The 24,921-nt window shown below is 71.3% G+C and carries 22 protein-coding genes, 1 other RNA gene and 2 pseudogenes; 15 read left to right on the forward strand and 10 right to left on the reverse strand.

Annotation, left to right across the window (positions count from 1 at the left end):
- Positions 1 to 145 precede the first annotated feature (145 nt).
- The 4 genes from ACIQU3_RS27700 to ACIQU3_RS27715 all read right to left on the reverse strand — a co-directional run bounded on the left by ACIQU3_RS27700 (position 146) and on the right by ACIQU3_RS27715 (position 4,134).
- On the reverse strand, positions 146 to 1,096 hold the full coding sequence (locus ACIQU3_RS27700; RefSeq protein WP_403731886.1) for an N-acetylmuramoyl-L-alanine amidase: 951 nt from the start codon (positions 1,094 to 1,096) through the stop codon (positions 146 to 148).
- 62 nt (positions 1,097 to 1,158) lie between these two features.
- Positions 1,159 to 1,446: a hypothetical protein gene (locus tag ACIQU3_RS27705; protein ID WP_366713217.1), complete on the reverse strand. Its 288-nt coding sequence runs from the start codon at positions 1,444 to 1,446 to the stop codon at positions 1,159 to 1,161.
- A 196-nt stretch (positions 1,447 to 1,642) separates the two neighbouring features.
- The gene (locus ACIQU3_RS27710) at positions 1,643 to 2,293 is read right to left on the reverse strand and encodes a class I SAM-dependent methyltransferase (RefSeq protein WP_403731891.1); all 651 of its coding nucleotides are present in this window, start codon (positions 2,291 to 2,293) and stop codon (positions 1,643 to 1,645) included.
- A 101-nt stretch (positions 2,294 to 2,394) separates the two neighbouring features.
- Positions 2,395 to 4,134: an MFS transporter gene (locus ACIQU3_RS27715; protein WP_403731895.1), complete on the reverse strand. Its 1,740-nt coding sequence runs from the start codon at positions 4,132 to 4,134 to the stop codon at positions 2,395 to 2,397.
- Positions 4,135 to 4,361: 227 nt separating this feature from the next.
- On the opposite strand from ACIQU3_RS27715, the gene ACIQU3_RS27720 reads away from it, so the two are divergent.
- The 4 genes from ACIQU3_RS27720 to ACIQU3_RS27735 all read left to right on the forward strand — a co-directional run bounded on the left by ACIQU3_RS27720 (position 4,362) and on the right by ACIQU3_RS27735 (position 8,920).
- Positions 4,362 to 5,816: an MFS transporter gene (locus tag ACIQU3_RS27720; RefSeq protein WP_403731898.1), complete on the forward strand. Its 1,455-nt coding sequence runs from the start codon at positions 4,362 to 4,364 to the stop codon at positions 5,814 to 5,816.
- Between the two features lie 185 nt (positions 5,817 to 6,001).
- Positions 6,002 to 6,859, forward strand: coding sequence for a MaoC/PaaZ C-terminal domain-containing protein (locus ACIQU3_RS27725; protein WP_403731901.1), 858 nt, complete (start codon positions 6,002 to 6,004; stop codon positions 6,857 to 6,859).
- Positions 6,860 to 6,890: 31 nt separating this feature from the next.
- Positions 6,891 to 7,967, forward strand: coding sequence for a Zn-dependent alcohol dehydrogenase (locus ACIQU3_RS27730; RefSeq protein ID WP_403731904.1), 1,077 nt, complete (start codon positions 6,891 to 6,893; stop codon positions 7,965 to 7,967).
- A gap of 11 nt (positions 7,968 to 7,978) precedes the next feature.
- Positions 7,979 to 8,920 (forward strand): 3-oxoacyl-ACP reductase, encoded by a 942-nt coding sequence (locus ACIQU3_RS27735; protein WP_403731907.1) that lies wholly within the window; start codon positions 7,979 to 7,981, stop codon positions 8,918 to 8,920.
- Positions 8,921 to 9,005: 85 nt separating this feature from the next.
- On the opposite strand, the gene ACIQU3_RS27740 is transcribed toward ACIQU3_RS27735, so the two are convergent.
- Positions 9,006 to 9,173 (reverse strand): hypothetical protein, encoded by a 168-nt coding sequence (locus tag ACIQU3_RS27740; protein WP_184845741.1) that lies wholly within the window; start codon positions 9,171 to 9,173, stop codon positions 9,006 to 9,008.
- Between the two features lie 97 nt (positions 9,174 to 9,270).
- A complete protein-coding gene (locus ACIQU3_RS27745) occupies positions 9,271 to 10,614 on the reverse strand; it encodes a hypothetical protein (protein ID WP_403928228.1) in 1,344 nt (447 codons plus the stop codon).
- A 199-nt stretch (positions 10,615 to 10,813) separates the two neighbouring features.
- Here ACIQU3_RS27745 and ACIQU3_RS27750 point away from each other — a divergent pair, with 199 nt between their 5' ends.
- From ACIQU3_RS27750 to ACIQU3_RS27760, 3 genes are read left to right on the forward strand one after another with little or no spacing between them, the layout of a single operon-like run.
- Entirely contained in the window at positions 10,814 to 11,677 is an 864-nt protein-coding gene (locus ACIQU3_RS27750; protein ID WP_403731914.1) for a Nif3-like dinuclear metal center hexameric protein, read from the forward strand.
- Positions 11,674 to 12,417: a zinc ribbon domain-containing protein gene (locus tag ACIQU3_RS27755; RefSeq protein WP_403928335.1), complete on the forward strand. Its 744-nt coding sequence runs from the start codon at positions 11,674 to 11,676 to the stop codon at positions 12,415 to 12,417. The genes ACIQU3_RS27750 and ACIQU3_RS27755 overlap by 4 nt, the downstream gene beginning before the upstream one ends.
- 20 nt (positions 12,418 to 12,437) lie before the next feature.
- Positions 12,438 to 13,895, forward strand: coding sequence for a bifunctional RNase H/acid phosphatase (locus tag ACIQU3_RS27760; RefSeq protein ID WP_403928230.1), 1,458 nt, complete (start codon positions 12,438 to 12,440; stop codon positions 13,893 to 13,895).
- Here ACIQU3_RS27760 and eda read toward each other — a convergent pair.
- The 3 genes from eda to ACIQU3_RS27775 form a co-directional block, all read right to left on the reverse strand.
- Complete coding sequence (gene eda / locus ACIQU3_RS27765; protein ID WP_403928232.1) at positions 13,870 to 14,520, reverse strand: bifunctional 4-hydroxy-2-oxoglutarate aldolase/2-dehydro-3-deoxy-phosphogluconate aldolase; 651 nt, start codon at positions 14,518 to 14,520, stop codon at positions 13,870 to 13,872. The genes ACIQU3_RS27760 and eda overlap by 26 nt on opposite strands.
- Positions 14,521 to 14,595: 75 nt before the next feature.
- Complete coding sequence (yaaA, locus tag ACIQU3_RS27770) at positions 14,596 to 15,378, reverse strand: peroxide stress protein YaaA (RefSeq protein ID WP_403928235.1); 783 nt, start codon at positions 15,376 to 15,378, stop codon at positions 14,596 to 14,598.
- A 44-nt stretch (positions 15,379 to 15,422) separates the two neighbouring features.
- Complete coding sequence (locus ACIQU3_RS27775; RefSeq protein WP_403928238.1) at positions 15,423 to 15,572, reverse strand: hypothetical protein; 150 nt, start codon at positions 15,570 to 15,572, stop codon at positions 15,423 to 15,425.
- Here ACIQU3_RS27775 and ACIQU3_RS27780 point away from each other — a divergent pair.
- The 8 genes and pseudogenes from ACIQU3_RS27780 to ACIQU3_RS27815 form a co-directional block, all read left to right on the forward strand.
- Positions 15,514 to 15,807 (forward strand): annotated as a pseudogene (locus tag ACIQU3_RS27780) (Uma2 family endonuclease); the annotation flags it as partial. The gene ACIQU3_RS27775 and the pseudogene ACIQU3_RS27780 overlap by 59 nt on opposite strands.
- Before the next feature lie 23 nt (positions 15,808 to 15,830).
- Positions 15,831 to 16,658 carry an AraC family ligand binding domain-containing protein gene (locus tag ACIQU3_RS27785; protein WP_403928240.1) on the forward strand — a complete coding sequence of 276 codons (828 nt, stop codon included), beginning with the start codon at positions 15,831 to 15,833 and terminating at the stop codon, positions 16,656 to 16,658.
- Between the two features lie 82 nt (positions 16,659 to 16,740).
- Positions 16,741 to 17,457: pseudogene (locus ACIQU3_RS27790) on the forward strand (DMT family transporter); the annotation flags it as partial.
- Positions 17,458 to 17,575: 118 nt separating this feature from the next.
- An RNA gene (gene rnpB, locus ACIQU3_RS27795) (RNase P RNA component class A) lies at positions 17,576 to 17,980 on the forward strand.
- Positions 17,981 to 18,153: 173 nt separating this feature from the next.
- A complete protein-coding gene (locus ACIQU3_RS27800) occupies positions 18,154 to 19,353 on the forward strand; it encodes an amidase domain-containing protein (RefSeq protein WP_403928243.1) in 1,200 nt (399 codons plus the stop codon).
- A 189-nt stretch (positions 19,354 to 19,542) separates the two neighbouring features.
- Positions 19,543 to 19,896 (forward strand): hypothetical protein, encoded by a 354-nt coding sequence (locus ACIQU3_RS27805; protein WP_403928245.1) that lies wholly within the window; start codon positions 19,543 to 19,545, stop codon positions 19,894 to 19,896.
- 370 nt (positions 19,897 to 20,266) lie between these two features.
- Positions 20,267 to 22,177 carry a DNA/RNA helicase domain-containing protein gene (locus ACIQU3_RS27810; protein ID WP_403928246.1) on the forward strand — a complete coding sequence of 637 codons (1,911 nt, stop codon included), beginning with the start codon at positions 20,267 to 20,269 and terminating at the stop codon, positions 22,175 to 22,177.
- Positions 22,178 to 22,355: 178 nt separating this feature from the next.
- Complete coding sequence (locus tag ACIQU3_RS27815) at positions 22,356 to 24,470, forward strand: DUF2075 domain-containing protein (protein ID WP_403928249.1); 2,115 nt, start codon at positions 22,356 to 22,358, stop codon at positions 24,468 to 24,470.
- Between the two features lie 47 nt (positions 24,471 to 24,517).
- On the opposite strand, the gene ACIQU3_RS27820 is transcribed toward ACIQU3_RS27815, so the two are convergent.
- The gene (locus tag ACIQU3_RS27820) at positions 24,518 to 24,646 is read right to left on the reverse strand and encodes a DUF6408 family protein (RefSeq protein ID WP_403928252.1); all 129 of its coding nucleotides are present in this window, start codon (positions 24,644 to 24,646) and stop codon (positions 24,518 to 24,520) included.
- Positions 24,647 to 24,921: the final 275 nt, after the last annotated feature.

The following is a 24,921-nucleotide window of genomic DNA, read 5'->3' on the forward strand; positions in this document are numbered from 1 at the left end:
TAGGTCGTCTCATCGTCGGTAGAGGCGTCGCTGTCACCATGCCGCCGTCCGGACTCGGTGTGAAGCGCGGGGGTGGCCCCTCATCGTAAGGAGGACCCTATCGTCCGCCCGGTCAGGGTGTCCGCCGGGATCTGCCGGTCCGGGACTACCCGCGCAGAAAACTCACGATTCCCTCGGAGATCCCTTGCGCCGCCTTCTGTCGCCACGCGCCGCTGGTGAGCAACGCCGCGTCCTTGCTATCGCGCATGTTGCCGCACTCGATGAACACCTTGGGAACCGTTGACAGATTGAGACCGCCCAGGTCCTTCCGCGTGACGAGTCCGCCGCCGTCGCCGACGTAGTTGGAGGGCGCGCTGCCGGTGACGGCCACGAAACGGCCCGCGACGCGCTCGCCGAGATCGCGGGAGGGGCCGACGACGGCCCGGGTGTCCGCGCCGCCCGCGTGCACCGCGCCGGGCAGGATCACGTGGAAGCCGCGGTTGCCGGAGCCCGAGCCGTCCGCGTGGATCGAGACCACGGCGTCGGCCTTCGCCCGGTTGCCGATCCGGGCCCGCTCGTCCACGCACGGCCCGAACGGCCGGTCGCCGTCCTGCGTCAGCTTCACCGTGGCGCCCTGCTTCTGAAGGAGCGTGCGCATCCGGTGCGCCACGTCCAGCGTGAACTTCGCCTCGGTGTAACCGTCGTTGGTGGACGTGCCGGTGGTGTCGCACTCCTTCGCGTTCGTCCCGATGTCCACCTTGCGGTTGATCTCGGACGCGTGCCGGAAGTTGCCCGGGTTGTGCCCCGGGTCGATGACGACGACCTTGCCCTTGAGCGGGCCGGAGGCCGCGGGCGCGGAGGCCGAGGGGGTGTCATCGGGCTCGCCGGAGGCGCTCGGCTCCTTGGCGTCGTCGGAGGGCGCGCTCGACGCGGCGGGTGAGGAGGACCGTACGGTCGCCTGCCCCGAACCCCCCTCGTCTCCCGAGCCGCCGACCGTCTCGTACACCAGCCAGCCGAGCAGTGCCCCCGGCACCAGCGCGGCGAGCGCGACGGTCAGGGGGCCGCGGCGGGGGCGGCGATTCTGGGGAGGTTCGAAGTCCGGGCCTGCGTACGACACGCCTGCCACCCTAGCGGCCGCCGGTGGGGGCGGCGGGCCCACGGCGTCCCGACGGGGGACGGCTACGCCCCGTTCCCGCCGTCGTCCCCGTGCCGTACCGCCTCCTTCACACGGGCCTCCACCTCCTGGCGCGGGGTGCCCTCCTGCTTCGCGTACCCGGTCACCGCCGCCTGGACGTCCCGGGCGAGATCGCGCCAGGCGCGCCAGGCCGTCTCCCAGGTGCTGGTCTGCTGGTCGCTCCACTTGGTCTGGGTGGGCGGCCCGTAGGCGTCCTGCAGATGACGCACACGGGCGTAGGCCTCGTCCGCCGCGCGCTGCTTCTCCACGAGCTCTTCGAAGGTGTGTGCCACGCGCCCGGATCCTTGGGCAGCGGCGGCCGGGCGCCGACGCGCCACGCCGCCCGTGGGCCGACCGGACGCGGGTGGACGGGGCGCAGTTCACCCGCCCAGCCGTTCCCCCCGGAGACCCGGGCCCGTACGGCGCGGACCGTGGCCCGGCTTCGTGGGCGAGACCTCCGTGGAGGCCGCGGGTGGGAGTGCCGGTGCGTCAGATGCCCGGGCCCGTGCGGCGCAGGACCCGCAGCGAGTCCGTCGCCGAGACCTCCGTGAACGCGCCGGAGGCGAGGGCCCGGAGGTAGACGCGGTACGGGGCCTGGCCGGTGAACTCGTCCTCCGGCTCGGGGAAGACGTCGTGGATGACGAGCAGACCGCCCTCGGCGACGTGCGGCGTCCAGCCCTCGTAGTCGGCGGTGGCGTGCTCGTCGGTGTGGCCGCCGTCGATGAAGACGAGCCCCAGCGGCGTCCGCCAGAACGCGGCGATCTGCGGGGAACGCCCGACCAGCGCCACCACGTGCTCCTCCAGGCCCGCCCGGTGCAGCGTGCGGCGGAACGCGGGCAGCGTGTCCATCAGGCCGATCTCGGGGTCGACCGTCTCCGGGTCGTGGTAGTCCCAGCCCGGCTGCTGCTCCTCGCTGCCGCGGTGGTGGTCGACGGTGAGCGCGCTGACCCCGGCCTCGCGGGCCGCGTCGGCGAGCAGGATCGTGGAGCGGCCGCAGTACGTGCCGACCTCCAGCAGCGGCAGCCCGAGCCGCCCGGCCTCCACGGCCGCCGCGTACAGCGCCAGGCCCTCACCGGTGGGCATGAACCCCTTCGCCGCCTCGAACGCGGCCAGGATCTCGGGCTTCGGCGCCGCGGGCATGGGGTTCCTCTCGGTCGTACGACGGTCAGGGCGCCATCGTGCCGTACCCCCTGCCGCGGGGCGACAGGGGGTACCCGTGAGTAGGGGGAGCGGGCCGCCGATCAGGCGGGGACCGTCTCGCCCGGCAGCGGCAGGTCCAGGTCGACCGGGCGCTCGTCGCCCGCGTGGGTCGCGGACGAGGCGAGCGGACCGTGACCCGTGGCGCGGGCGGCCAGGACGTAGGCCCCTTGTGCGGGGACGGTGAGCGCGTAGCTGCCGTCCTCGGCGGAGAGCGTCGCCCCGGCCTGACGGCCGCGGCGGTCGATCAGCGTGACCTTGGCGCGGGCGACCGGGGAGCCGTCGGCGTCCAGCACCCGGCCGCGGAAGCCGCGCAGCGCCTGCTCGGCGCGCTCCAGCGCCGCGTCCTCCTCGCTGCTGGCCCTCAGCTGCGGCTTGTCCGACGGCCGCCGGCCCGGGAGGAACAGGGCCAGGACCAGGCCCACGGCCACCGCGCCCGTCGCGATCAGGAAGGAGACCCGGAAACCGTGCATGGTCGGGATCTCGACGCCGCCGACGTTGTCCGCGGTGTTCGCCAGCACCATGCCGATCACCGCGCTCGACACCGAGGTGCCGATGGAGCGCATCAGGGTGTTGAGGCCGTTTGCCGCGCCCGTCTCCGACGCCGGGACGGCGCCCACGATCAGCGCGGGCAGCGAGGAGTAGGCGAGGCCGATGCCCGCGCCCAGCAGGACCGAGATGACCAGGCTCTGCCAGGCGGCGCTCATCAGGCCGAGTCCGGCGCCGTAGCCGATCGCGATGATCAGCAGGCCGATGATCAGGGTGACCTTGGGGCCGTACTTCGCGGACAGCCGGGCGTAGACGGGCGCCGTGAACATCATCGTCAGGCCGAGCGGCGCGACGAGCAGGCCCGCCACGACCATCGACTGGCCGAGGCCGTAGCCGGTGGACGTCGGCAGCTGGAGCAGCTGCGGCAGGACCAGGGAGACGACGTAGAAGGAGACGCCGACCATGATCGAGGCGAGGTTGGTGAAGAGCACGGCCGGGCGGGCCGTGGTGCGCAGGTCGACCAGCGGGGCCTTCACACGCAGCTCCATCACGCCCCACAGCACGAGCACGACCGCCGACGCGGCGAACAGGCCGAGGGTGGTGCCGGAGGACCAGCCCCAGTCGCTGCCCTTGGTGATCGGCAGCAGGAACAGCACGAGCCCGGCGGAGAGGCCGAGCGCGCCCGGCAGGTCGAAGGTGCCCTCGGCGCGCATCGGGGACTCCGGCACGACGAGGAGGGTGAGGGCGATCGCGAGCAGGCCGAGGCCGGCGGCGCCGTAGTAAAGGGTGTGCCAGTCGCTGTGCTGGGCGACCAGGGCGGCGGCGGGCAGGGCGAGGCCGCCGCCGACGCCTATGGAGGAGCTCATCAGGGCCATCGCCGAGCCGAGCTTCTCGCGGGGCAGCATGTCGCGCATCAGGCCGATGCCGAGCGGGATCGCGCCCATCGCGAAGCCCTGGAGCGTCCGGCCGGTGATCATGAGCAGCAGATCGCTGGTGAGGGCGCTGACCAGGGCGCCGACGACCATCACGGCGAGGCTCAGGATCAGCATGCGGCGCTTGCCGTAGAGGTCGCCGAGGCGGCCCATGATCGGGGTGGCCACCGCGCCCGAGAGGAGGGTCGAGGTGAGGACCCAGGTGGCGTTGCTGGGGGCGGTGTCCAGCAGCTGCGGCAGATCCTTGATCACCGGGACGAGCAGGGTCTGCATCACCGCGACAACGATGCCCGCGAAGGCGAGCACCGGGACCACGGTGCCGCTCGCTCTGCCGGCGGGGCGGTCTGTCGTCGTCTGCGTCATTGAGGAGGGCCTCCAGGCCGGGGAGCGTCAGGTTACGTGGAATCTGAACCTTGTATGTCCAGGCAACTATTCCGTTGCTTCGGCACCCTAATGAAAACTTGACCTTCCCTTGGCCTCGTCAGGCCCCTATGTCATGGTTCGTGTCGATGTGCCCCGGGCCTAGGTCTGCGGACCGAGAACCGGGCCCGGCGAAATCCCGATGCAAGGGGCGCAAGGCGGTTGAGAGCATGACACCCATGCTCGAATCCGCCGACACCGCCACCGCCCGTACGTGGCGACTCTTCCGCCTGCGGGCGCGCGGAACGCCGCCGATGTGGCTCGTGGTGGCGCTCACGTGCGCCGGGCAGTTCCTCGTCGTCCTGGACGTGTCCGTCGTCAACGTGGCGCTGCCGTCGATGCGGACCGGGCTGGGGCTCAGCGAGCAGGGCCTGCAGTGGGTGGTGAACGCCTACGCCATCGCCTTCGCCGGATTCATGCTGCTCGGCGGGCGCGCGGGAGACCTCTACGGCCGCAAGCGGATGTTCCTCGTCGGGCTCGGCCTGTTCACCCTGGCCTCCGCCGCCGGCGGGCTGGCGCAGGACGACTGGCAGCTGCTGGTGGCGCGGGCCGTGCAGGGTCTCGGCGCGGCGGTGCTCGCGCCCTCGACGCTGACGATCCTCACGGCGTCGGTGCCTCGGGGCGCCGCGCGGGCCCGGGCGATCGGGACCTGGACGGCGGTCGGGGCAGGCGGCGGCGCGGCGGGCGGCCTGGTCGGCGGGCTGCTGGTGGAGACGCTGTCCTGGCGCTGGGTGCTGCTGATCAACGTGCCCGTCGGAGCCGTGGTGCTGTGCGCCGCCGCCTGGTTCCTCACCGAGGGCCGGGCCGGGGACGGCCGGCGCCTCGACCTGCCCGGCGCGCTGCTCGTCACGGCCGGTCTGGGCACGCTGGCCTACGGCATCTCCCAGACGGAGGCGGCGGGCTGGACGGCACCGGCCACCCTGCTGCCGCTGCTCGCCGGTCTCGTCCTGCTCGGGGCGTTCCTGGCGGTCGAGGCCCGCACGGCGAGCCCGCTGATGCCGCTCGGCCTCCTGCGCGTCCGCTCGGTCTCCTCCGCCAACGTCTCGATGTTCCTGTGCGGTTCGGCGATGTTCTGCATGTGGTTCTTCATGACCCTCTACGCGCAGAACGTCCTCGGCTACACCCCGATCGAGGCCGGCCTGGCCCTGGTCCCCAGCTCCCTCGCCGTCATCCTCGGCTCCAAGCTCGCACCCCGCCTGATGCGGCCGGTCGGCCCGCGCAACGTCGCCGCGCTGGGCACCCTGATCGCCGTCGCCGGCTTCGCCTGGCAGTCCACGATGACACCCGACGGCTCCTACGTGACGGCGATCCTCGTCCCCGGCATCCTCATGATGCTCGGCGCGGGCCTGGCGGCGACCCCCCTCGCCTCCCTGGCCACGTCCGGCGCCGCCCCCGAAGAGGCGGGCCTGGTCTCCGGCCTCGTCAACACGTCCCGCACGATGGGCGGTTCCCTGGGCCTTGCGGTCCTGTCCACCCTGGCGGCAGCCGAGTCGGCGGGCAGCACGACCCCCGAAGCCCTGACAGCGGGCTACGCCCTCGCGTTCCGGGTGGGCGCGGCGGTACTGACGGCCGGCGTCGCACTGATGTGGGTGTGGTTGCCGCGGCGGGCGGCCCAAGTGCCCTGAGGGCAGGAGTGTCCGATCTGACACGGCGTCAGTAGTCTTCACAACTGTCGGGGGCTCGGCTATACAGAGGGCGCAGGACTGGAACGCGTTTCAGTTTGTGTCCCGGTCCGCTCGCAGACGGCCTCGGTGCGGCCGACGGTGCGGACGGCCGTACCGAGGTCCTTCCTCCGGCGATCAGGAGCCCCATGCCCATCGACGCAGCCAAGGCGCTCGCCGCCCCGCCCCGGACCGGCGAGATCTCCTGGGACCACAAGGACGTGCAGCTCTACCACCTGGGCGTCGGCGCGGGCAGCCCCGCCACCGATCCCGACGAACTGCGCTACACCCTGGAGACCCGGCTGCACGTCCTGCCGTCCTTCGCCACCGTCGCGGGCGGCGGAAAGCCCGGCGTGACCAGCGGGCTGTCCATGCCCGGCGTCGAGGTCGACCTGGCCCGCGTCCTGCACGGCGGCCAGAGCCTTCTCCTCCACCGGCCCCTCCCGGCCGCGGGCACCGCCACCGCGACCAACCGGATCGCCGCGGTGTACGACAAGGGCACCGCGGCCGTCCTGGTGCTGCGCACCGAAGTCGCCGACCCCGAAGGCCCGTTGTGGACCAACGACGCCCAGATCTTCATCCGCGGGGAAGGCGGCTGGGGCGGCGACCGCGGCCCCTCGGCCCGTCTCGAACCCCCAGCGGGCGCGCCCGACCGGACCGTCGAACGGCCGGTCCGTGAAGACCAGGCCCTGCTCTACCGCCTCTGCGGCGACTGGAACCCGCTGCACGCCGACCCCGAGTTCGCCAAGGTCGCCGGGTTCGAGAAGCCCATCCTGCACGGCCTGTGCACCTACGGCATCACGCTCAAGGCGGTCGTCGACACCGCGCTCGGCGGGGACGTGACCCGGGTGCGGTCCTACGCCACCCGGTTCGCCGGGGTCGTGTACCCGGGCGAGACCCTGCGGATCCGCATGTGGCACACCCCCGGGTCCACCCGGGTCGCCGTCAGCGCCGTCGAGCGTGAGGACGCGCCCGTCCTCGCCGACACCGTCGTCGAACACACCTGACCCAGCACGCCGTACGAGGGGAGCCCGCACCATGCGCGCAGCCGTACTGCACGAGATCGGCCAGGACAAGCTGGAGGTCCTCGACGACGTCGAGGCGGTGGGGTTCGGACCCGGCAAGGTGCGGATCCGGGTGCGCGCCACGGGCCTGTGCCACTCGGACCTGTCCGCGATGAGCGGGGTGCTCCCGCAGCCCGCACCCTTCGTACCCGGGCACGAGGGGGCGGGCGAGATCGTCGAGGTCGGCGAGGGCGTCACGCACCTCAAGGCCGGCGACCGGGTCGTGGTGTGCTGGCTGCCCGCCTGCGGCGCCTGCCCCGCCTGCAAGCGCGGGCAGACCGAGCTGTGCCTGGCCGGGTTCATGAACGCGGGCACCCCCAACTTCAAGCGCCCCGGCGGTGACCTCTTCGGCTTCGCCGGCACCGGCACCTTCACCGAGGAGGTCGTCGTCGACGCCGGATGCGCGGTGCCGATACCCGACGACGTGCCCTTCGACATCGCCGCCCTCATCGGCTGCGGGGTGACCACCGGCCAGGGCGCGGCGCTCAACACGGCCGACCTGGAGGCCGGTTCCTCGGTGGCGGTCATCGGCTGCGGCGGCGTCGGCATCTCGGTGATCCAGGGCGCCAGGCTCCGGGGCGCCGCCGAGATCGTCGCCGTCGACCCGATCGCCGCCCGCCGCGAATCCGCCCTCGCGTTCGGCGCCACCCGGGCCGTCTCACCCGACGAACTGCCCGACGCCAAACAGCAGGTCACCGCCGGGGAGGGCTTCGACCACGTCTTCGAGGTCGTCGGCAAGTCCGCCACGGCACGCACCGCCTACGACAACACCCGCCGCGGCGGCACCCTCGTCGTGGTCGGCGCCGGAGCCATGGACGACTTCCTGAAGCTCAACATGTTCGAGCTGTTCTTCGACGAAAAACGCATACTGCCCTCCATGTACGGCGGCGGCGACGTACTGCGCTCCTACGAACGCACCATCGCCCTGTGGCGCGCGGGCCGGATCGACCTGGCCGGCCTGATCACCCACCGGGTCCCGCTCGCCGACATCAACGAGGCCCTGGACCAGATGCGCACCGGGACCGCCCTGCGCACCTGCATAGAGATCTGAGGACTCCGCCGATGCCACTGCCACTTCAAGGGCTGTCCGCCGTCGTCACCGGCGCGGGCCGCGGGCTCGGCCGGGCCGAGGCACTGGAACTCGCCCGGCTCGGCGCCGCCGTCGTCGTCAACGACTACGGGCAGCCCGGCCGCGACGGCACCGGCGAGGCCTCGGCCGGGCCCGCCGAGGAGGTCGCCGCCGAGATCCGCGCGGCGGGCGGCAGCGCCCTCGCGCACACCGGCGACGTGTCCGACTTCGCACAGGCCCGCGCTCTCGTCGAGGCGGCCGTCACCGAGTTCGGCAAGCTCGACATCCTCGTCAACAACGCGGGCATCCTCCGCGACCGCATGGTGTTCTCGATGTCCGAGGAGGAGTGGGACTCCGTCCTGCGGGTCCACCTCAAGGGTCACTTCAACACCACGCGGTTCGCCGCCGCCCACTGGCGGGAGCGGTCGAAGAGGGCCGGGGCGCCGGTGTTCGGGCGGATCGTGAACACCTCCTCGGAGGCGTTCCTCGCGGGCTCCGCCGGCCAGCCCAACTACGCCGCCGCGAAGGGCGGGATCGTCGGCCTCACCACCTCCACCGCCCTCGCCCTCGGCCGGTACGGCGTCACGGCCAACGCCATCTGCCCGCGCGCCCGCACCCGTATGACCGAGGACGTCTTCGCGGGCGTCGCCCGGCCCCCGGGCACCGGCCTCGACCCGCTCGCCCCCGAGCACGTCGCCCCGCTCGTCGGCTATCTGGCCTCGCCCGCGGCCGCCCACGTCACCGGGCAGCTCCTCGTGGTGCACGGCGCGATGGTCGCCGTCGTGGAACGGCCCCGGGTCGCCGCCAAGTTCGACAGCAAGCAGGACACCTTCACCTACGACGAACTGGAGGCCGTCCTCGGGCCCTACTACGCGGACCGGCCGGCGGGGGAGACGTTCGCGGCGGCGGAGGTGCTGGGGCTGAGACGCGGGTGAAACGCGGACGGCAGACAGGGAACGGGAACGGCCCTCCCCGCCTGTGGCGGGAAGGGCCGTTCGCCGTCTGGTGACTGACGTGCCGTCAGGCCGCAGTCACAGCCTGCTCGGTCTCCGCCACCGGCTTGCGGTGACGTCCGCGCGGAGCCGTCTCGCCGTCCTGCGTGGAGACCTCTCCACGGTGCCGGCCGGGGCCGGTGGAGGACTGCTGGACGTCGGCATTGCGCGGCTGGTTCGTGCTGGCGTCACTCATCGGATGGAATTCACCCCGTCAACATGATCTTTTTTACAGCCGGGTGAGTCTAACCGGCCCCCCTGACCTCGGATCCAGGCAGCCACGCCAACCGGCACTAGTTCGTTACAAGGCGTCCCAAAGGTGCTTCCTGAAGGGGCACAGGGCGTGGGGCCGAGGGTGCCGGAGGCCCGTCCGGAAGAGCCGGCGGGGCGGGCTCTTCCGGTTCCGCCGGCCGGCCGGAGTACGGCGCCACCGGAGCAGCCGGCTCCGGCTCCGGAAGCGGCGCGGACATGGCCCCCGGTGTCGGCGTGACCCCCGGCGTCGGCGCCACCATCGGGGTCCGCACCGCCCCCGGAGTCTGCAATGACCCCGGAGTCTGCGCGGCCCCCGGTGCCGTCGCGGCCCCCGGCTCCGCTCCGGTGGCCGGCGGCGGGCTCACCTGCGCCACCCCGCAGGGCACGGCCTCCGTCGCGTACGGCAGCCGCAGCACCCCCTCGGGCGTCCACAGTCCCGCGCCCGTCAACCACCCCTCGGGCGCCGGGAGGTGGTGCATCCGCCGCTCGGCGGGACGCCAGACACCGACCCAACTGCCCGTCGGCCCGTCCACCCGCAGCGCCACGGCACAGCTCTCCGGCGTCAGCATCTGCCCCGGCTGGATCGCGAACGGTGTGACGGAGCAGTCCGGCAGCCGCAGGCACTCCGGGAAGCGCACCGGCAGCGTGCTACCGAGGACACCCCAGCCCAGCCGGTCCTGCCCCGGCGAGGGCGCGTCCGAGCGGACGATCAGCAGCCCGCTGTCGTGATCCGCGAGCAGCAGCCGGTCGTCGCTGTCGGCGGCGATCTGCAGCAGCGGCGACACCTCACCGCCGCGCTCCAGGTCCACCACGACGGACTTGGTGTGCTCGCCGGTCTCCCGGTCCAGCGCCAGCAGCCGCCCCGACCGGTCCAGCCAGACACCGCCCGAACAGCGGCCGGGCAGCTCCGCCAGCCGCTCGGGCCCGAACGCACCCCCCGCCACCAGCCACACCGACGTCGTACGCGGCCCGACGGCCAGGGCGTAGGCCCGTTCACCGCCCGGGGCGGGTGGCAGCAGCCGCAGCCGCGCGCTCCCGTCCGCGCACCCCACCGCGCCCAGGGGCAGCTCGCCGGTGCCCGGCCCGGTCGGGTACAGCAGCGAGAAGGCGTGCCGCCCGGCCACCACCCGGTGGATCAGCACCCGCCCGTCACTCATCGGCTGCACCTCGGTGCCGGGCTCCTCGGGCTGGTTGCGGGGGAGGGGCACCGCGTACGGCTCCGGGCCGTCCAGGGTCCAGCGCTCCGGGAACCAGCAGCCGCCGGCCGGGGCCAGACGCGCGCCGTAGGCGCCGTCCGCGGTGAGTGTGCAGCCGGCCGGAACGGACCCGTCCCCCTCCTCGTCACCGTCCCGTCCCGCCGAAAGCTCGATCGCACAGGCAGTCATCGTTCGGTCACCTCCAGTGACGAAGGTAGTTTTCGCCCGCCCGAACGTGGAATTCCGTGGCGGCAGGCTTCACACATAAAGGTGTTCCAGGAACGATTCGCCTGAGGAGAAGGGGGCGATTGTGCTGAGCGGGGCGATGGGGGCCGGGACCGGCCGGTGGCGGTGCAACGCCACAGATCAGGCGGGTAGCCTTGCTCCCGTGCCCCGTCTGTCTGAAGTCATCGCCGCGCTGGAGACCCTGTGGCCCGCCGAGCGGGCCGAGTCATGGGACGCGGTCGGCACCGTCGCGGGCGACCCGGACCACGAGGTCACCCGGGTGCTGTTCGCCGTCGACCCGGTTCAGGAGATCGTCGACGAGGCGGTGAAGCTGGGCGCCGACCTGCTCGTCACCCACCACCCGCTGTATCTGCGCGGCACGACGACGGTCGCGGCGACGCACTTCAAGGGCCGTGTCGTGCACACCCTCATCAAGAACGACATCGCGCTGCACGTCGCCCACACCAACGCCGACACCGCCGACCCGGGCGTGTCCGACGCCCTCGCGGGCGCGCTGGACCTGCGCGTCACCGGGCCGCTCGTGCCGGACCCCACCGACCCCGAGGGCCGCCGGGGCCTGGGCCGCCTCTGCGCCCTCGACCACCCGGTGACCGTCCGGGAGTTCGCCGCCCGCGCCGCCGAGCGGCTGCCCGCCACCGCGCAGGGCATCCGCGTCGCCGGCGACCCCGAGGCGCTCGTGCGCACCGTCGCCGTCAGCGGCGGCTCAGGCGACAGCCTCTTCGACCACGTACGCGCGGCCGGAGTCGACGCCTTCCTCACGGCCGACCTGCGCCACCACCCGGCGGCGGAGTTCACGGCGGCTGTCGCCCCCCGCCCCCTCGCGCTGCTCGACGCGGCGCACTGGGCCACCGAGTGGCCCTGGTGCGAGCTGGCCGCGAGCCAGCTCGACGAGATCTCCGACCGGCACGGATGGGACCTGCGCGTCCACGTCTCGAAGACGGTCACCGACCCCTGGACCGCGCACGCGGCCTCGCCCCCTTCTGATTCCCTTGGAGCCCCGAACTGAACGCCGCGCCCGCCGACCAGATCCGTCTCCTCGACGTCCAGGACCTCGACGTCCGCCTCCAGCAGCTCGCGCACAAGCGCAAGTCGCTGCCCGAGCACGCCGAGATCGAGTCGCTGACCAAGGACCTCACCCAGCTGCGCGACCTGCTCGTGGCCGCGCAGACCGAGGAGAGCGACACCGCCCGCGAGCAGACCAAGGCCGAGCAGGACGTGGACCAGGTGCGCCAGCGCGCCACCCGCGACCAGCAGCGCCTCGACTCCGGCGCCGTCACCTCCCCCAAGGACCTGGAGAACCTCCAGCGTGAGATCGCCTCCCTCGCCAAGCGGCAGGGCGATCTGGAGGACGTCGTACTGGAGGTCATGGAGCGCCGGGAGTCCGCGCAGGAGCGGGTCGCCGAGCTGACCGAACGCGTCTCCTCCGTCCAGTCGAAGATCGACGACGCGACCGCACGCCGCGACGCCGCGTTCGAGCAGATCGACGGCGAGGTCGCCACGGTCACCAAGGAGCGCGAGGTCGTCGCCGGTTCCATCCCGGCCGATCTGCTGAAGCTCTACGACAAGCTGCGCGGCCAGCAGGGCGGCATCGGGGCGGCGAAGCTGTACGCGCGCAGCTGCCAGGGCTGCCGGCAGGAGCTCGCCATCACCGAACTGGCGGAGATCCGCAAGGCCGCGCCCGACACGGTGGTGCGCTGCGAGAACTGCCGCCGCATCCTGGTGCGCACGTCCGAGTCCGGTCTCTAGGCCTTCAGGGAGCCCTTGAGGTGCGGGAGTTCATCGTCGAGGCCGACGGCGGCTCGCGGGGCAACCCCGGGCCCGCCGGCTACGGGGCTGTGGTCAGCGACGCGGCGACGGGGGAGACCCTGCGGGAGACCGCCGAGTACATCGGCGTCGCCACGAACAACGTCGCCGAGTACCGCGGCCTCCTCGCCGGCCTGCTCGCCGCCCGGGAACTGGACCCGGACGCGACGGTCCACGTCCGGATGGACTCCAAGCTCGTCGTCGAGCAGATGTCGGGCCGCTGGAAGATCAAGCACCCCGACATGAAACCCCTGGCCGCCCAGGCGGCCCGGGTCTTCCCGCCCGGGCGGGTGACGTACGAGTGGATGCCGAGGGCGCAGAACAAGCACGCGGACCGGCTGGCGAACGAGGCGATGGATGCGGGGGCCAGGGGCGAGAGGTGGTCGGAGTCGACGTCGACAGCCGAGCTGGACGCGGCGGCCGGGGGTGCTGGGCGCGCTGAGGCCGTCACGCCGTCCGGGCCGCCCGGCGACGCGGCGGCGGGTGCGGCGCGGGTCCGTGGAGCTCTCGCGGAAGGCCGTGCGGCGGCCGCTGCGACCGACTCGGACCTGGATGCCGCGCGAGGCTCGACGGAACCCGGCCGGGGGGTCCTGGCCGGGGCTTCTGCCGGCGCGGCGACGGATGACGCCGCCGCGGGGGCCGTGGCGGATGGGCGGGGCACGGCCGACGCCGACGGCGAGGCCCGTGCCGCGAAGGTCGGCGCCGACACCCGCGCCGGTGCTGCCGGGGACGCCGTACGTGCCGACACCCGTGCCGCCAAGGCCGTCGCCGCGCCCGGATGGGCCCCCGCCGACATGGGTGCCCCCGCCACCTTCGTCCTGCTGCGGCACGGCGAGACGCCGCTCACCCCGCAGAAGCGGTTCTCGGGGAGCGGCGGCACCGACCCGTCCCTCTCCGACGCGGGCCGGGAACAGGCCGAGCGGGCCGCCGCGATGCTGGCCCGGCGGGGAACCATCCAGGCCGTCGTGTCGTCACCGCTCGCCCGGACGCGGGAGACCGCAGGGATCGTCGCCGCGCGGCTCGGACTCGAGGTGAGCATCGACGACGGCCTGCGCGAGACCGACTTCGGCGCCTGGGAGGGCCTCACCTTCGCCGAGGTGCGCGAGCGCCACCCCGACGACCTGAACGCCTGGCTGGCCTCCCCGGACGCCGAACCCACCGGCGGCGGCGAGAGCTTCGCGGCGACGGCCGGCCGGCTCGCCGCCACCCGCGACAAGCTGGTCGCGGCGTACGCGGGCCGCACGGTCCTGCTCGTCACGCACGTGACCCCCATCAAGACGCTCGTCCGGCTCGCCCTGGGCGCCCCGCCGGAGTCGTTGTTCCGCATGGAACTGTCGGCCGCGTCCCTGTCGGTGGTCGCCTACTACGCGGACGGCAACGCCAGCGTCCGCCTCCTCAACGACACGTCCCACCTGCGCTGAGCGCGGAGGCCGCACGGGCCAGCACCTCGACACGGCCCCAGTCACGGGCGGCGACGGCATCCCGCGGCAGCATCCAGCTCCCGCCCACACAGCCCACGTTGGGCAGCGCCAGATAGTCCGGCGCCGAGTCCGGGCCGATCCCGCCCGTCGGGCAGAACCGCGCCTGCGGCAACGGCCCCGACAGCGACCTCAGATACGCCGTACCACCCGCGGCCTGCGCCGGGAAGAACTTCATCTCCCGTACCCCGCGCTCCAGCAGCGCCACGACCTCGGACGCCGTGGAGACCCCCGGCAGGAACGGCACCCCGGACCCCCGCATCGCCTCCAGCAGCCGGTCCGTCCAGCCGGGACTGACCAGGAACCGGGAGCCCACCGCCACCGCCTCCGCGACCTGCCCGGGCCGGACCACCGTCCCGGCCCCGACGACGGCCCCGGGCACCTCCCGGGCGATCCTGCGGATCGCCTCCAGGGCCACGGGCGTCCGCAACGTCACCTCGATCGCGGACAGCCCGCCCGCGACCAGCGCCCGCGCCAGCGGTACGGCGTCGCCGACGTCCTCGATGACGACGACGGGGACGACGGGCGCGAGGTCCAGCACGGAAGCGGGCAGGGGAGGGGAGGCCATGGCGTCATCCTGCCGTCGGCATGCAGGATGCGCAAAGGTCATTGCGTAGCGTGCAACGCGCCTGCGCAGTGCGCGTTAGTGCACCTCGTCCACCAGCACATCCAGCGACCACGCCTGCCCCGCCTTCGCGGGCGCCTGCGCCTCCACGACGTACCCGAGATCCTTGAGCGCCTCCACCAGCTCGGCCGGGCCCTTCGGGTCGGCCCCGGCGGTCAGCAGACTGCGCACGATCCGCCCCTTCGTCGCCTTGTTGAAGTGGCTGACCACCTTCCGCGTCGGCGCGTGCAGCACCCGCACCGACGCCGTACGCCCAGCGACCTCACCCTTCGGCTTCCAGGCGGCTGCGTACGCGGCGGACCGCAGATCCAGTACCAGCCCGCTCCCGGCCACCTCCGGCAGCACCGACGCCATCGGCGTACGCCAGTGCGCGCCCAGCGCCCCGAGCCCCGGCAGCCTCACCCCCATCGAGCACCGGTAGGACGGAATCCGGTCCGTCACCCGCACGGCACCCCACAACCCGGAGAACACGAGTAGTGACCGCGCGGCCCGCCGCTTGGCGGCCGGGTCGAGGGAGGCCAGGCCGAGGGAGTCGTAGAGCACACCGGTGTAGATCTCCCCGGCCGGCCGAGCCCCCGCCGTCCGCAGCTCGGCGTTCTTCGCGACCTCGCCCCGCAGCCCCTCGCTCAGCCCCAGCACCTCACGTGCCTTGTCCTCATCACCGGCGCACAACTCGACCAGCTCGCCGAGAACGGCCTCCCGGGCCTCGGCGAGCCCCGGCAGCGACAGCGACTCCGGCTTCAGCGGCGCACCACGACCGGACGATGCCTTTCCTTCGGACGGCGGCAGCAGGACAAGCACGCGTACTCCTTCGATCGAACTCCGCCCGCCAGCGTACGGGGAGCTCAGAGACGGGCCCGGTCGAGGGCGCGCACGAGCCCATCGGCGTCGTCGGCATGGAAGCGGACGACCCGCACCTCCCGGCGCCGCCCGAGGATCGAGTGCGACTTGTTCGGCGGAGTCGGCTCCTGGATGCCCTGCGACGGCGTCGCCATGGTGATGGGTGTGACCTCCTCCAAGCCGCAGGCCGACCGCGAGGCCAAGCGCCGCTGCTACGCCCGCGCGGGCATCCCGCTCTATCTGCTCGTCGACCGGGACACCGCTCAGATCACGGTGTTCAGCGAGCCGAAGGACGACGACTACCGCGAGCACTGCGCTCGCCCCTTCGGCAAGTCCGTCACGCTTCCCGAACCGTTCGCCTTCGACCTGGACACGGCCGACCTCCTCTGATCCCCTGTGGGCGGGGGTGCGAGATGGGGATACGGGAACAGGCCAGCTGGACCAGGGCACGACTCGGCCGCGCCGGCCCGCCCCTCGACCTCCTCACCGCCCACTTCGACCGGCACGTCTACGCGCCCCACGCCCACGAGGAGTTCACCGTCGGCGTCACCGTCGGCGGCTCGGAGGTCATCGCGTACCGCGGGGGGCACATCCACTCCTACCCCGGCTCGATCGTCGTCCTGGAGCCCGGCGAGATGCACACCGGAGGCCCGGCCGCCTGCGACGGCTACGCCTACCAGGCCCTCTACGCCGAGCCTGCCCTGCTCACCGACGGCACCCTCGGCGGCCTCCCGCACTTCAGGAACCCCGTCCTGCACGACCCGGAACTCGCAGCGGCCCTGCGCGCCGCCCACACCGACATCAGCTCCTGCCCCGACCCGCTGGAGGCCGAGTCCCGGCTGCCCTGGCTGCTCACGGCCCTCGCCCGCCGCCACTCCACGGCCCGCGCGACCGGCGACACCGTGCCCGGGGCCGCCGGCATCGCCAGGACCGTACGCGACCGCCTGGCCGACGAGCTGCTGGACCCTCCCTCCCTTGCTCTGCTCGCCACGGACCTGGGCATGTCCCGCTACCAACTGCTCCGTGCCTTCCGCACGACGGTGGGCGTACCGCCGTACGCCTGGCTCGCCCAGCACCGGGTCGCCAGGGCCCGCGGCCTCCTGGAAGCCGGACTGCGCCCCGTGGAGGTCGCGGCCCTCGTCGGCTTCGCCGACCAGGCGCACCTCACCCGCTGGTTCCGGCGCGTACTGGGGGTGACCCCGGCGGCGTACCGCAACAGCGTTCAAGACACCAGGGGGTGACACGGCCGAGACTCGTCGCATGACTGCACGCGGCTGGTTCCTGTTCTCCCTCATGGGAGTGATCTGGGGTGTCCCCTACCTGATGATCAAGGTGGCGGTGGACGAACTGTCCCCGTCCATGGTGGTGTTCGCACGCTGCGCCCTCGGCGCCGCGCTCCTGCTTCCCTTCGCCCTGCGCCAGGGCGGCTTCGGCCGTACCGTCCGGACCCACTGGAAGCCGATGCTGGCCTTCGCCGTCATCGAGATCGTGGGCCCCTGGTGGACCCTGACCGACGCCGAACGTCATCTGTCCAGCTCCACCGCCGGGCTGCTGATCGCGGGCGTGCCGATCGTCGCCGTGCTCCTGGCCCGCTTCTTCGGGGCGGCGGAACACGTGGGCGCCCGCCGTGCCACCGGACTCGCGCTCGGCCTCGCGGGCGTCACGGTCCTCACCCTGCCGCACCTCACGGGCGGTGACGCCCGGTCCCTGGCCGAGGTGCTGGTGACGGTCGTCGGCTACGCCACCGCTCCGCTGATCGCCGCCCGGCACCTCAAGAACGTCCCGACGCTCCAGCTGATCACCCCCTGCCTCACCCTGGCCGCCGTGGTCTACGCTCCCGCGGCCTTCCTCACCCGGCCGGCCACGATGCCCTCGGGCGAGGTCCTGGCCGCGCTCGCCGGCCTGGGCGTGGTCTGCACGGCGATCGCGTTCGTGGCCTTCCTGGAGCTGATCAAGGAGGTCGGCCCGACCCGGGCCGGCGTGATCACGTACGTCAACCCGGCGGTGGCGGTCGCCGCGGGCGCGCTCTTCCTGGACGAGAAGCTGACGCTCGGCATCGGCGTCGCCTTCACTCTGATCCTGGCGGGCTCGGTACTGGCCACGGCGGCCGCGGCGCCGAAGCGGGCCATCCGCCGGGTACCATGGTCGACACGGCAGACGAGCCGGGCGGACGGCCGCGTGGAGTCCCCCTGACGGGGAGCTTCCCGAGGAACGTCCGGGCTCCACAGGGCAGGGTGGTGGCTAACGGCCACCCGGGGTGACCCGCGGGACAGTGCCACAGAAAGCAGACCGCCGGGGACCTCGGTCCTCGGTAAGGGTGAAACGGTGGTGTAAGAGACCACCAGTGCCTGAGGTGACTCAGGCAGCTAGGTAAACCCCACCCGGAGCAAGGTCAAGAGGAGACACCTCGGTGTCTCTGCGCGGACGATCGAGGGCTGCCCGCCCGAGTCCGCGGGTAGACCGCACGAGGCCGGCGGCAACACCGGCCCTAGATGGATGGCCGTCGCCCCGACGACCGCGAGGTCCCGGGGAACAGAACCCGGCGTACAGCCCGACTCGTCTGCCCCATGGCCCTGCCCCGGTCCCTCCGTCCGCTCGGACCCAGCTCTCGCCGCCCGTGATCAGGAATCGGACATTCCAGGATCCGGAATGCGCCGCACAGGAACGCGATGTCCGAACGGGACCTCTTGACCCGCGGGCTGACCCGACCAGTCAGCCGTGATCAAGGGGGATTTCATGCGGACTGCGCGTCACAGACGTGTCCTCACCGGAGCCGCCGCCTCGGCCACGGCGACGATGCTCGTGCTCACCGGTACCCCGGCGGACGCCCAACCCGCGTCCCCGGCGGCGGCCTCGTCGGCGAGCGTCGACACCACTGCTCTCACTCACCTCGCCGAAGGCTATCTGCAGCAGCGGGCCGACATGCTGACGACGACTCGTCCGACGGCCAGAGCCGCGACCGCCCGCGTCGAGGCCACGCGCTCCATGACCGCGCAGGTGCAGGATGATCTCGCCGCGTTGGTGGAAAAGGGCAAGCGCTACAAGGGGGTCGACGGCGGTTACACGAAGGCCGAAGTCGAAGTGGAGGTGACCGACACCTCCGTCACCGGCCAGTCGGCAACGCTCCGGCTCACCGAGCAGACCCGCCTCTACCTCCCGTTCACGCCGCAGGAGGTCGCGGACGGCGCCCCGGAGTACGAGGAACTGTCCGTCCCGCACACCGTGAAGTTCACCCAGGGCTCCGACGGCACCTGGCTGTTGTCGTCCGACAAGACCGATACGGAGGGCGGTCCCACGCCGACCACGCAGGTGTCCGACGTGGACGCCGCTGACGGCCCCGACGACGGCGGCGGACAGGCGGACGAGGACGAGGGAGACAAGGACGCCGCTTCCGGCACTGCTCCACTTCCCGGGGACGGCGACGGCGAAGATTCCGGCGCCAAGCCGATGGCATTCAGCCGCTACAGCTACGGGAAGATGGTCGCCTACGCGGACAGGTACTGGAAGCACCACAACAGCGCCTGGCGCACGTACGGCACCGACTGCACCAACTTCGTCTCCCAGGCGATGCATGCCGGCAGCTGGGGCCCCAAGGGCGGCGCGATCATCCAGAGGCCCAGCGACAAGTACTGGTTCTACGGGCCGACGAAGTGGACCACCAGCTACACATGGGCGGCTGCGGAGAACTGGTACTGGTTCGCGAAGAAGCACTCGAAGCGGACCAGGATCCTCGACAACGTGTGGAAGATGGCCAAGGCGGACGTTCTCCAGGCCGACTGGGGCCGCGACAACAACATCGACCACACGATGATCGTCACGAAGAAGTACCGGGGTACGCCATACCTGACGTACCACACCAGCGACACCCACAACAAAAGCCTGAAGAAGCTCCTGTCGGACCATCCGCGTGCCTGGTGGTACGCGCACCGCACCTGACAGGCTGCTGCCCCCCTCACAGGAACCACATAGGAGTGCGCTGTGGAGCGTCGACATCTTCTGGCCGTGCCGGCCGCTATGGCCGCTCTGGCCCTCGCGGCCGGCTGCTCGTCCGGTGATGACGAGAACAAGTCCTCAAGCCCTTCGGTCCCTTCGGCCCCCTCGGCCCCTTCGGCCTCGGAATCGTCCGTGGGGGCCCGCGAGGCCGTCGTGGCGTACGTGGACGCCCTGAACTCCCGCAGCGTCGCCGGACTGATCGACGTCGGGGGCGTGAAGGACGAGAAGTGGTCCAGGCAGGAGGCCGAGCGGATCCTCGCGGACCGGGGCGGCCGGGGGTGGAAGATCAAGAACGTGCAGGTCGAGCAGGACATGGGCCCGGACACCGGCTCAGCCCGCCTGACGGCCGAGGACAAGACCGGAAAGGCCATGCGGGACACCTTCACCGTAACGCGGAAGGACGGCACCTGGCACCTCGTGGTCTTCACACAGCAACCCGCGGAGCCCGGCAAGGACCCCGCGTCCACCGACAAGCCGAGTTCCTGACACTGCTGTTGGGGCGGACCGCACCGGTGACCTCCTTCGGATACGCGCGGCTCGGCGCCGACATCCGGGACGCGCTGACCGGCGACATCGACGTGCTGATCGCCGCCGGGACATTGATCGAGTCGGAGGGTGGCTAGACGCCCGCCGAGGGCTCCTGATCGGTTGCGCTCTCTCATATCCCTCGGAGGGCCGCTGAGCCGGCGCGGCGTCAGATGCCGCCGCCGGTGACCGCCGGCACGACGGTGAGCGCTGCCAGGTACCCTCGAAGACACGTCAACGCGGCCCGACGGGCTTCCGCTCCACCTCGGTGGAGTCCTGAAGGACATGCCCCCACCCGCACGAGTCACTTCGTGCTGCCTGGGGGAAGTCCTTGCTGTTCCGCGCGTCCGCGAACACGGTCGCCGTCATGGCTCTCGACGGTTCACTCTTCCTGCACCTCACCGACCAGTTCGTTCACATGCACGGCTACCGGCCCGGCGCCTCGGAGCTGCGTTCCTGGGAACGCAGCATCCCCGTCTTGGCAGCTGCGCTCAACGACGCCGGCCTGGGCAATGTCGAGGTCATGCTGGAGTACGCGCTCCCGCTGAACAGCAAGCGCGCCGATGTGGTCCTCGCCGGCGTTCACCCCGTCACGCTGGATCCGTCCTACGTGGTCGTCGAGTTGAAACAGTGGAGTCAGGCGGTTCCGCACGAGGACGACCCGACCCTGTGCCACGTCGATGCCTATGCGCGTCCTGTACTCAATCCGATCGAGCAGGTCCGGCGGTACTGCGACTATCTGGTCAACTTCAACGGCGCGGTGGCCGAGCACGGCGAGCGGATCCAGGGAGTCGCCTTCCTGCACAATGCCACTGAGTTCGGTGTGGCGGGGCTGCGGGAGATCGAACGAGACGAGCAGGGGCGGCTCTTCACGGGGGAGCGTCGCGGTGCCTTCCTGGAGCACCTCCGGTCGAAGCTGAGCGACAAGCACCCTGGTGCTCATGCGGCCGATGAACTGCTCGCGGGCGCGACCGTGCCATCGAAGCAGCTGATGTCCGTTGCAGCTCAGGAAGTCCGGGAGCGACAGCAGTTCGTCCTCCTCGATGAGCAGCAGGTCGCTTACCGGGTGGTGCTCAACGCGGTGGAGAAGGCGAAGCGCGCCGACCACAAGGAGGTAGTCGTCGTCACCGGCGGCCCGGGTACCGGAAAAAGCGTGATCGCCCTCCAACTGCTCGGTGAGCTGTACCGGAGGGGTGTGAGCGCGGTCCACGCGACCGGTTCGCAGTCCTTCACCAAGACGATGCGAAAAGTGGCCGGTGCCCGGAAACGGGAAGTGCAGGACCTGTTCAAGTACTTCAACAGCTTCATGACTGCGGAGAAGAACAGCCTGGGTGCGCTGATCTGTGATGAGGCGCACCGGATCCGGGAGACCTCCGCCAACCGCTACACCCGAGCGGCACTGCGGACCGGCAAGGCTCAGATCGACGAGCTCATCGACGTCGCCCACGTGCCGGTCTTCTTCCTCGACGAGCATCAGGTGGTGCGTCCCGGTGAGATGGGCACGGTGGACGAGATCCGGGCAGCCGCGGCCAGACGCGGCATCGACTGTCAGGTCGTCCCCCTGGACAGTCAGTTCCGCTGCGGAGGCAGCGACGCCTACCTGCGCTGGGTGGTCCGGCTCCTCGGCCTCGAGCCCGGCGGCCCGGTCATGTGGGAGCCCGACGACCGCATGCAGTTGCTGATCGCAGACAGCCCCGAGGACATGGAGGCGTTCCTCGACGCCCGCCGCGCCGAAAAGTACGGTGCCCGCATGTCTGCGGGCTACTGCTGGCGGTGGTCCCCCGAGCCCAAGCCCGGCGAGCCACTGCCTCCGGATGTCCTCATCGGGGGCTGGGCCCGACCTTGGAACCTGCGCGGCGACCGGTCGGTCTCCGGCGCGCCCCCGTCGGCGCTGTGGGCCACCGACCCCGCTGGCTTCGGGCAGATCGGCTGCGTCTACACAGCTCAGGGGTTCGAGTACGACTGGTCCGGCGTCATCATCGGCCCGGACCTGGTCTGGCGGGGGGACCGCTGGATCACCGACCGCACGGCGTCCAAAGACCCGGTCTTCAAGAAGTCCACACCCGACGCCGATGTGGACCGACTCATTCGGAACACGTACAAGGTGCTGCTGACGCGGGGCATGGTAGGCACGATCGTGTACTCGACCGATCCGGAGACCCGGGAGAAGCTACGGGCACTGGTTTCGGACCGACCGGAGCCACGGTCCGTCACGACCACGGATCCGCTCCTGCAGCGGTGAGCGCGTGGTTATCCGGCCATGATGCAGGTGCTTCCAGCCGACCGCCGTGTCCTATGCATGGGGATGGGTGATCACTTCTTTAGGATCCGAGACGTCATTGCGGTCCGACGGGCTTCCCACGTGGACATGCCCCCATCCGCACGAGTCACTCGTGCCCTGGGGGATCCACCTCTTGTCCATGCTCCTGCTGAAACTGGCAGCGCGGGATCTGCTGAACCTGAACTCACGACGTCGCATGGTGCCCCATCTCGCCGCGAGGTGGAAGCACTTCCTCCGCACCGACGCTTCGCTGAGCGAACGTTCGGCCTGGGCCGAGAGCCTGGTGCATCTTGCCGAGGATCTGGTCGCCGCCGATCGTGGGAACGTCGAAATGATCGTCGAGTGCGCGGCAACGCTGGACGAGACCGATCGCGCCGGTGAACCCCGGCTCATCGACGTCGTCCTAGTCGGCCATCATCCCGAAGAGAACGGGCTGTCCGTCCAACTCGTCGAGCTGAAGCGCTGGTCGACGGTGACCCGAGTGGAGCAAGTCACCGCAGAGCTGGTGCATGTCCCGGGCATGGGGAAGAAGAAGCACCCAGCGCTACAACTGCGTGAGTACTACGAGGCATTCACGAGCGATCGAGGCCCGCTGCACGGGCTGGACTTCGAGTGCGGCGGCTTTGCTTACCTGCACAACGCCACCGATGCCTCCGTGCTCCCGCTGGTCGGCGTGGACGCGCCGACCGGTTCCTACGCCCGCGTCTACACGAACGACCGCCGCGCCCAGCTGCTGTCGGACCTGCGGAGCAGCTTCGCCGCCGACGGCGCCGACTCGGCGGCCGAGATCCTTCTACGGAGCATGGGCCTGCGCAACACTCCGCTTCTCGACGCCATGATCCGATCCCATGGCGAGGACACGGTCTTCACTCTGCGCGGCCGGCAGAAGAAGGTGGCGGACCAGATCCTCGAGACTGCCGCCAAGGTGCTTCCCGACCCCCAGCAGCCCGCGCTGCTCCCCGACGAACGGCGGGTTGTGTTCCTCGTGACGGGAGGTGCCGGTACCGGCAAGAGCGCTATCGGCCTCCAGCTCAAGGCCGAACTGGAGGCCGACGGCCGCACGGTCAAGTACGCGAGCGGCAGCCGCGCTTTCAACGGTGCCCTGCAAGAGCATGTCGGGTACGGAGACCGCGAGTTCAAGGAGACTTTCACCTACTTCAGCAACTTCGTCACCCCGCCCGACCCGCCGCTGGACGTGTTGATCTGCGATGAGGCCCACCGCTTGCGCGACCGCTCCACCAATCGCTTCTGGAAGCCTGCGGACTGGGGCACCAAGCCGCAGGTGGACGAGCTCCTCGACGCCTCCCGATTGACGGTGTTCTTCCTCGACGAGGGGCAGTCGGTGCGCCCGCAGGAGGTCGGCACAGCCGCTCTCGTGGAGGATGCCGCCCGACGCTACGACGCCTACCTGGTCCGTTGCCGTCTCAGTGAACAGTTCCGGTGCGGCGGCAGCGACGCCTACATCCGCTGGGTACGCGGTGCACTGGGGGTGTCCGAAGCGAAGCCGGAGCTGTGGACCCCGGACGGATTGATGCACGTCGAGGTCGTCGACAGCCCGGAGGAACTGGAACGGATCATCCGCTCCGAGGCGGCGGCGGGAGCATCGGCGCGCATGGTCGCCGGTTACTGCTGGCCTTGGACGAAACCCCAGGGTGCGGAGAAGCGACTCGAACCCGACGTGCGCATCGGTGACTGGCACCGGCCGTGGAATGCGGACAGCGAATCCTTCTGCGAGAACAAGACCGTACCGCCTTCGAAGATATGGTCTGTGCACGACAATGGCATCGGTCAGATCGGCTGTGTGTATACCGCGCAGGGGCTGGAGTGGGACTGGTGCGGCGTGATCATGGGTGAGGACATGGTGCGCCGGGGCGATCGCTGGGTGTTCCGTCGGGGCAAGGAGCGGGCGGACAAGGAAGCGGGCGTCAAGCGGGTGGCCGTTCCCGGCTCGTTCGATCCCAAGGTGAAGCCGAAGAGCGTGGACGACGACGAGTTCGCGCGTCTCGTCCGGCATGCGTACCACGTACTGCTGACCCGGGCGAGCCGGGCGACCGTGCTCTACTCCACGGACGAGGAGACCCGGGACTACCTGAAGAAACTCGTCGGCGACGTCCAGATCCACGGCCTGCGGCCCACCTGGGAGAACCTGCCGGAGCAGGCGCGACAGCCGCATCTGCCGCGCCCCGGCCGAGGACGGCGCCGTCGCAGAAAGCGTCAGAAGAAGGACAGGCCCGGAGAGATGCGTCTCTTCTGAAATTGCCGGTAGGGGAGTGGCGGGCTCCCGGGCCCGCCACCTGCCGGTCAGAAGACCAGGCGCGCCACCACGGCCAGGGCCGCCACCACCAGATTGGTGATGACTCCCACCGTGACGTCGACCAGAATCTGGCGAATCCGGTCACGACGTGCAGGCTTGTACTCAACGGGGTTCATCGGTCTCCACTCCTGAGCGTGAGCTGGGAATGGCAGGGATCGCCCTACCGGGCATCCGCAGTCACACCGCGTGAGACAAGCAGTGGAAACCATTCGCAGTTCGTCGCCGAGGACAGGCACCTTTGAAGCTCCGCCGACGTACCCTCCGGGAAGGTGCGCAGCGGGTAACCACGTTAGTGCACGGGTCAGTTGGCGTAGATCAATTTTGGACGCGGCGGCCGTCTCCGTCCAAGGGCCGCCATCTCGCCGAGACCATGCGCTCTGCGCACTCCAGC

Origin of the sequence: Streptomyces sp. NPDC101110 (assembly GCF_044759525.1) — a bacterium.
Classification (GTDB): domain Bacteria; phylum Actinomycetota; class Actinomycetes; order Streptomycetales; family Streptomycetaceae; genus Streptomyces.

Excerpts from the sequence above, each read along its gene's own strand:
- ACIQU3_RS27710 (WP_403731891.1), bottom strand. The coding sequence starts at position 2,293 with ATGCCCGCGGCGCCGAAGCCCGAGATCCTGGCCGCGTTCGAGGCGGCG.
- ACIQU3_RS27715 (WP_403731895.1), bottom strand. The coding sequence starts at position 4,134 with ATGACGCAGACGACGACAGACCGCCCCGCCGGCAGAGCGAGCGGCACC.
- ACIQU3_RS27720 (WP_403731898.1), top strand. The coding sequence starts at position 4,362 with ATGACACCCATGCTCGAATCCGCCGACACCGCCACCGCCCGTACGTGG.
- ACIQU3_RS27725 (WP_403731901.1), top strand. The coding sequence starts at position 6,002 with ATGCCCATCGACGCAGCCAAGGCGCTCGCCGCCCCGCCCCGGACCGGC.
- ACIQU3_RS27730 (WP_403731904.1), top strand. The coding sequence starts at position 6,891 with ATGCGCGCAGCCGTACTGCACGAGATCGGCCAGGACAAGCTGGAGGTC.
- ACIQU3_RS27735 (WP_403731907.1), top strand. The coding sequence starts at position 7,979 with ATGCCACTGCCACTTCAAGGGCTGTCCGCCGTCGTCACCGGCGCGGGC.
- ACIQU3_RS27740 (WP_184845741.1), bottom strand. The coding sequence starts at position 9,173 with ATGAGTGACGCCAGCACGAACCAGCCGCGCAATGCCGACGTCCAGCAG.
- ACIQU3_RS27745 (WP_403928228.1), bottom strand. The coding sequence starts at position 10,614 with ATGACTGCCTGTGCGATCGAGCTTTCGGCGGGACGGGACGGTGACGAG.
- eda (WP_403928232.1), bottom strand. The coding sequence starts at position 14,520 with ATGGCCTCCCCTCCCCTGCCCGCTTCCGTGCTGGACCTCGCGCCCGTC.
- ACIQU3_RS27775 (WP_403928238.1), bottom strand. The coding sequence starts at position 15,572 with ATGGCGACGCCGTCGCAGGGCATCCAGGAGCCGACTCCGCCGAACAAG.
- ACIQU3_RS27785 (WP_403928240.1), top strand. The coding sequence starts at position 15,831 with ATGGGGATACGGGAACAGGCCAGCTGGACCAGGGCACGACTCGGCCGC.
- ACIQU3_RS27800 (WP_403928243.1), top strand. The coding sequence starts at position 18,154 with ATGCGGACTGCGCGTCACAGACGTGTCCTCACCGGAGCCGCCGCCTCG.
- ACIQU3_RS27815 (WP_403928249.1), top strand. The coding sequence starts at position 22,356 with ATGCTCCTGCTGAAACTGGCAGCGCGGGATCTGCTGAACCTGAACTCA.
- ACIQU3_RS27820 (WP_403928252.1), bottom strand. The coding sequence starts at position 24,646 with ATGAACCCCGTTGAGTACAAGCCTGCACGTCGTGACCGGATTCGCCAG.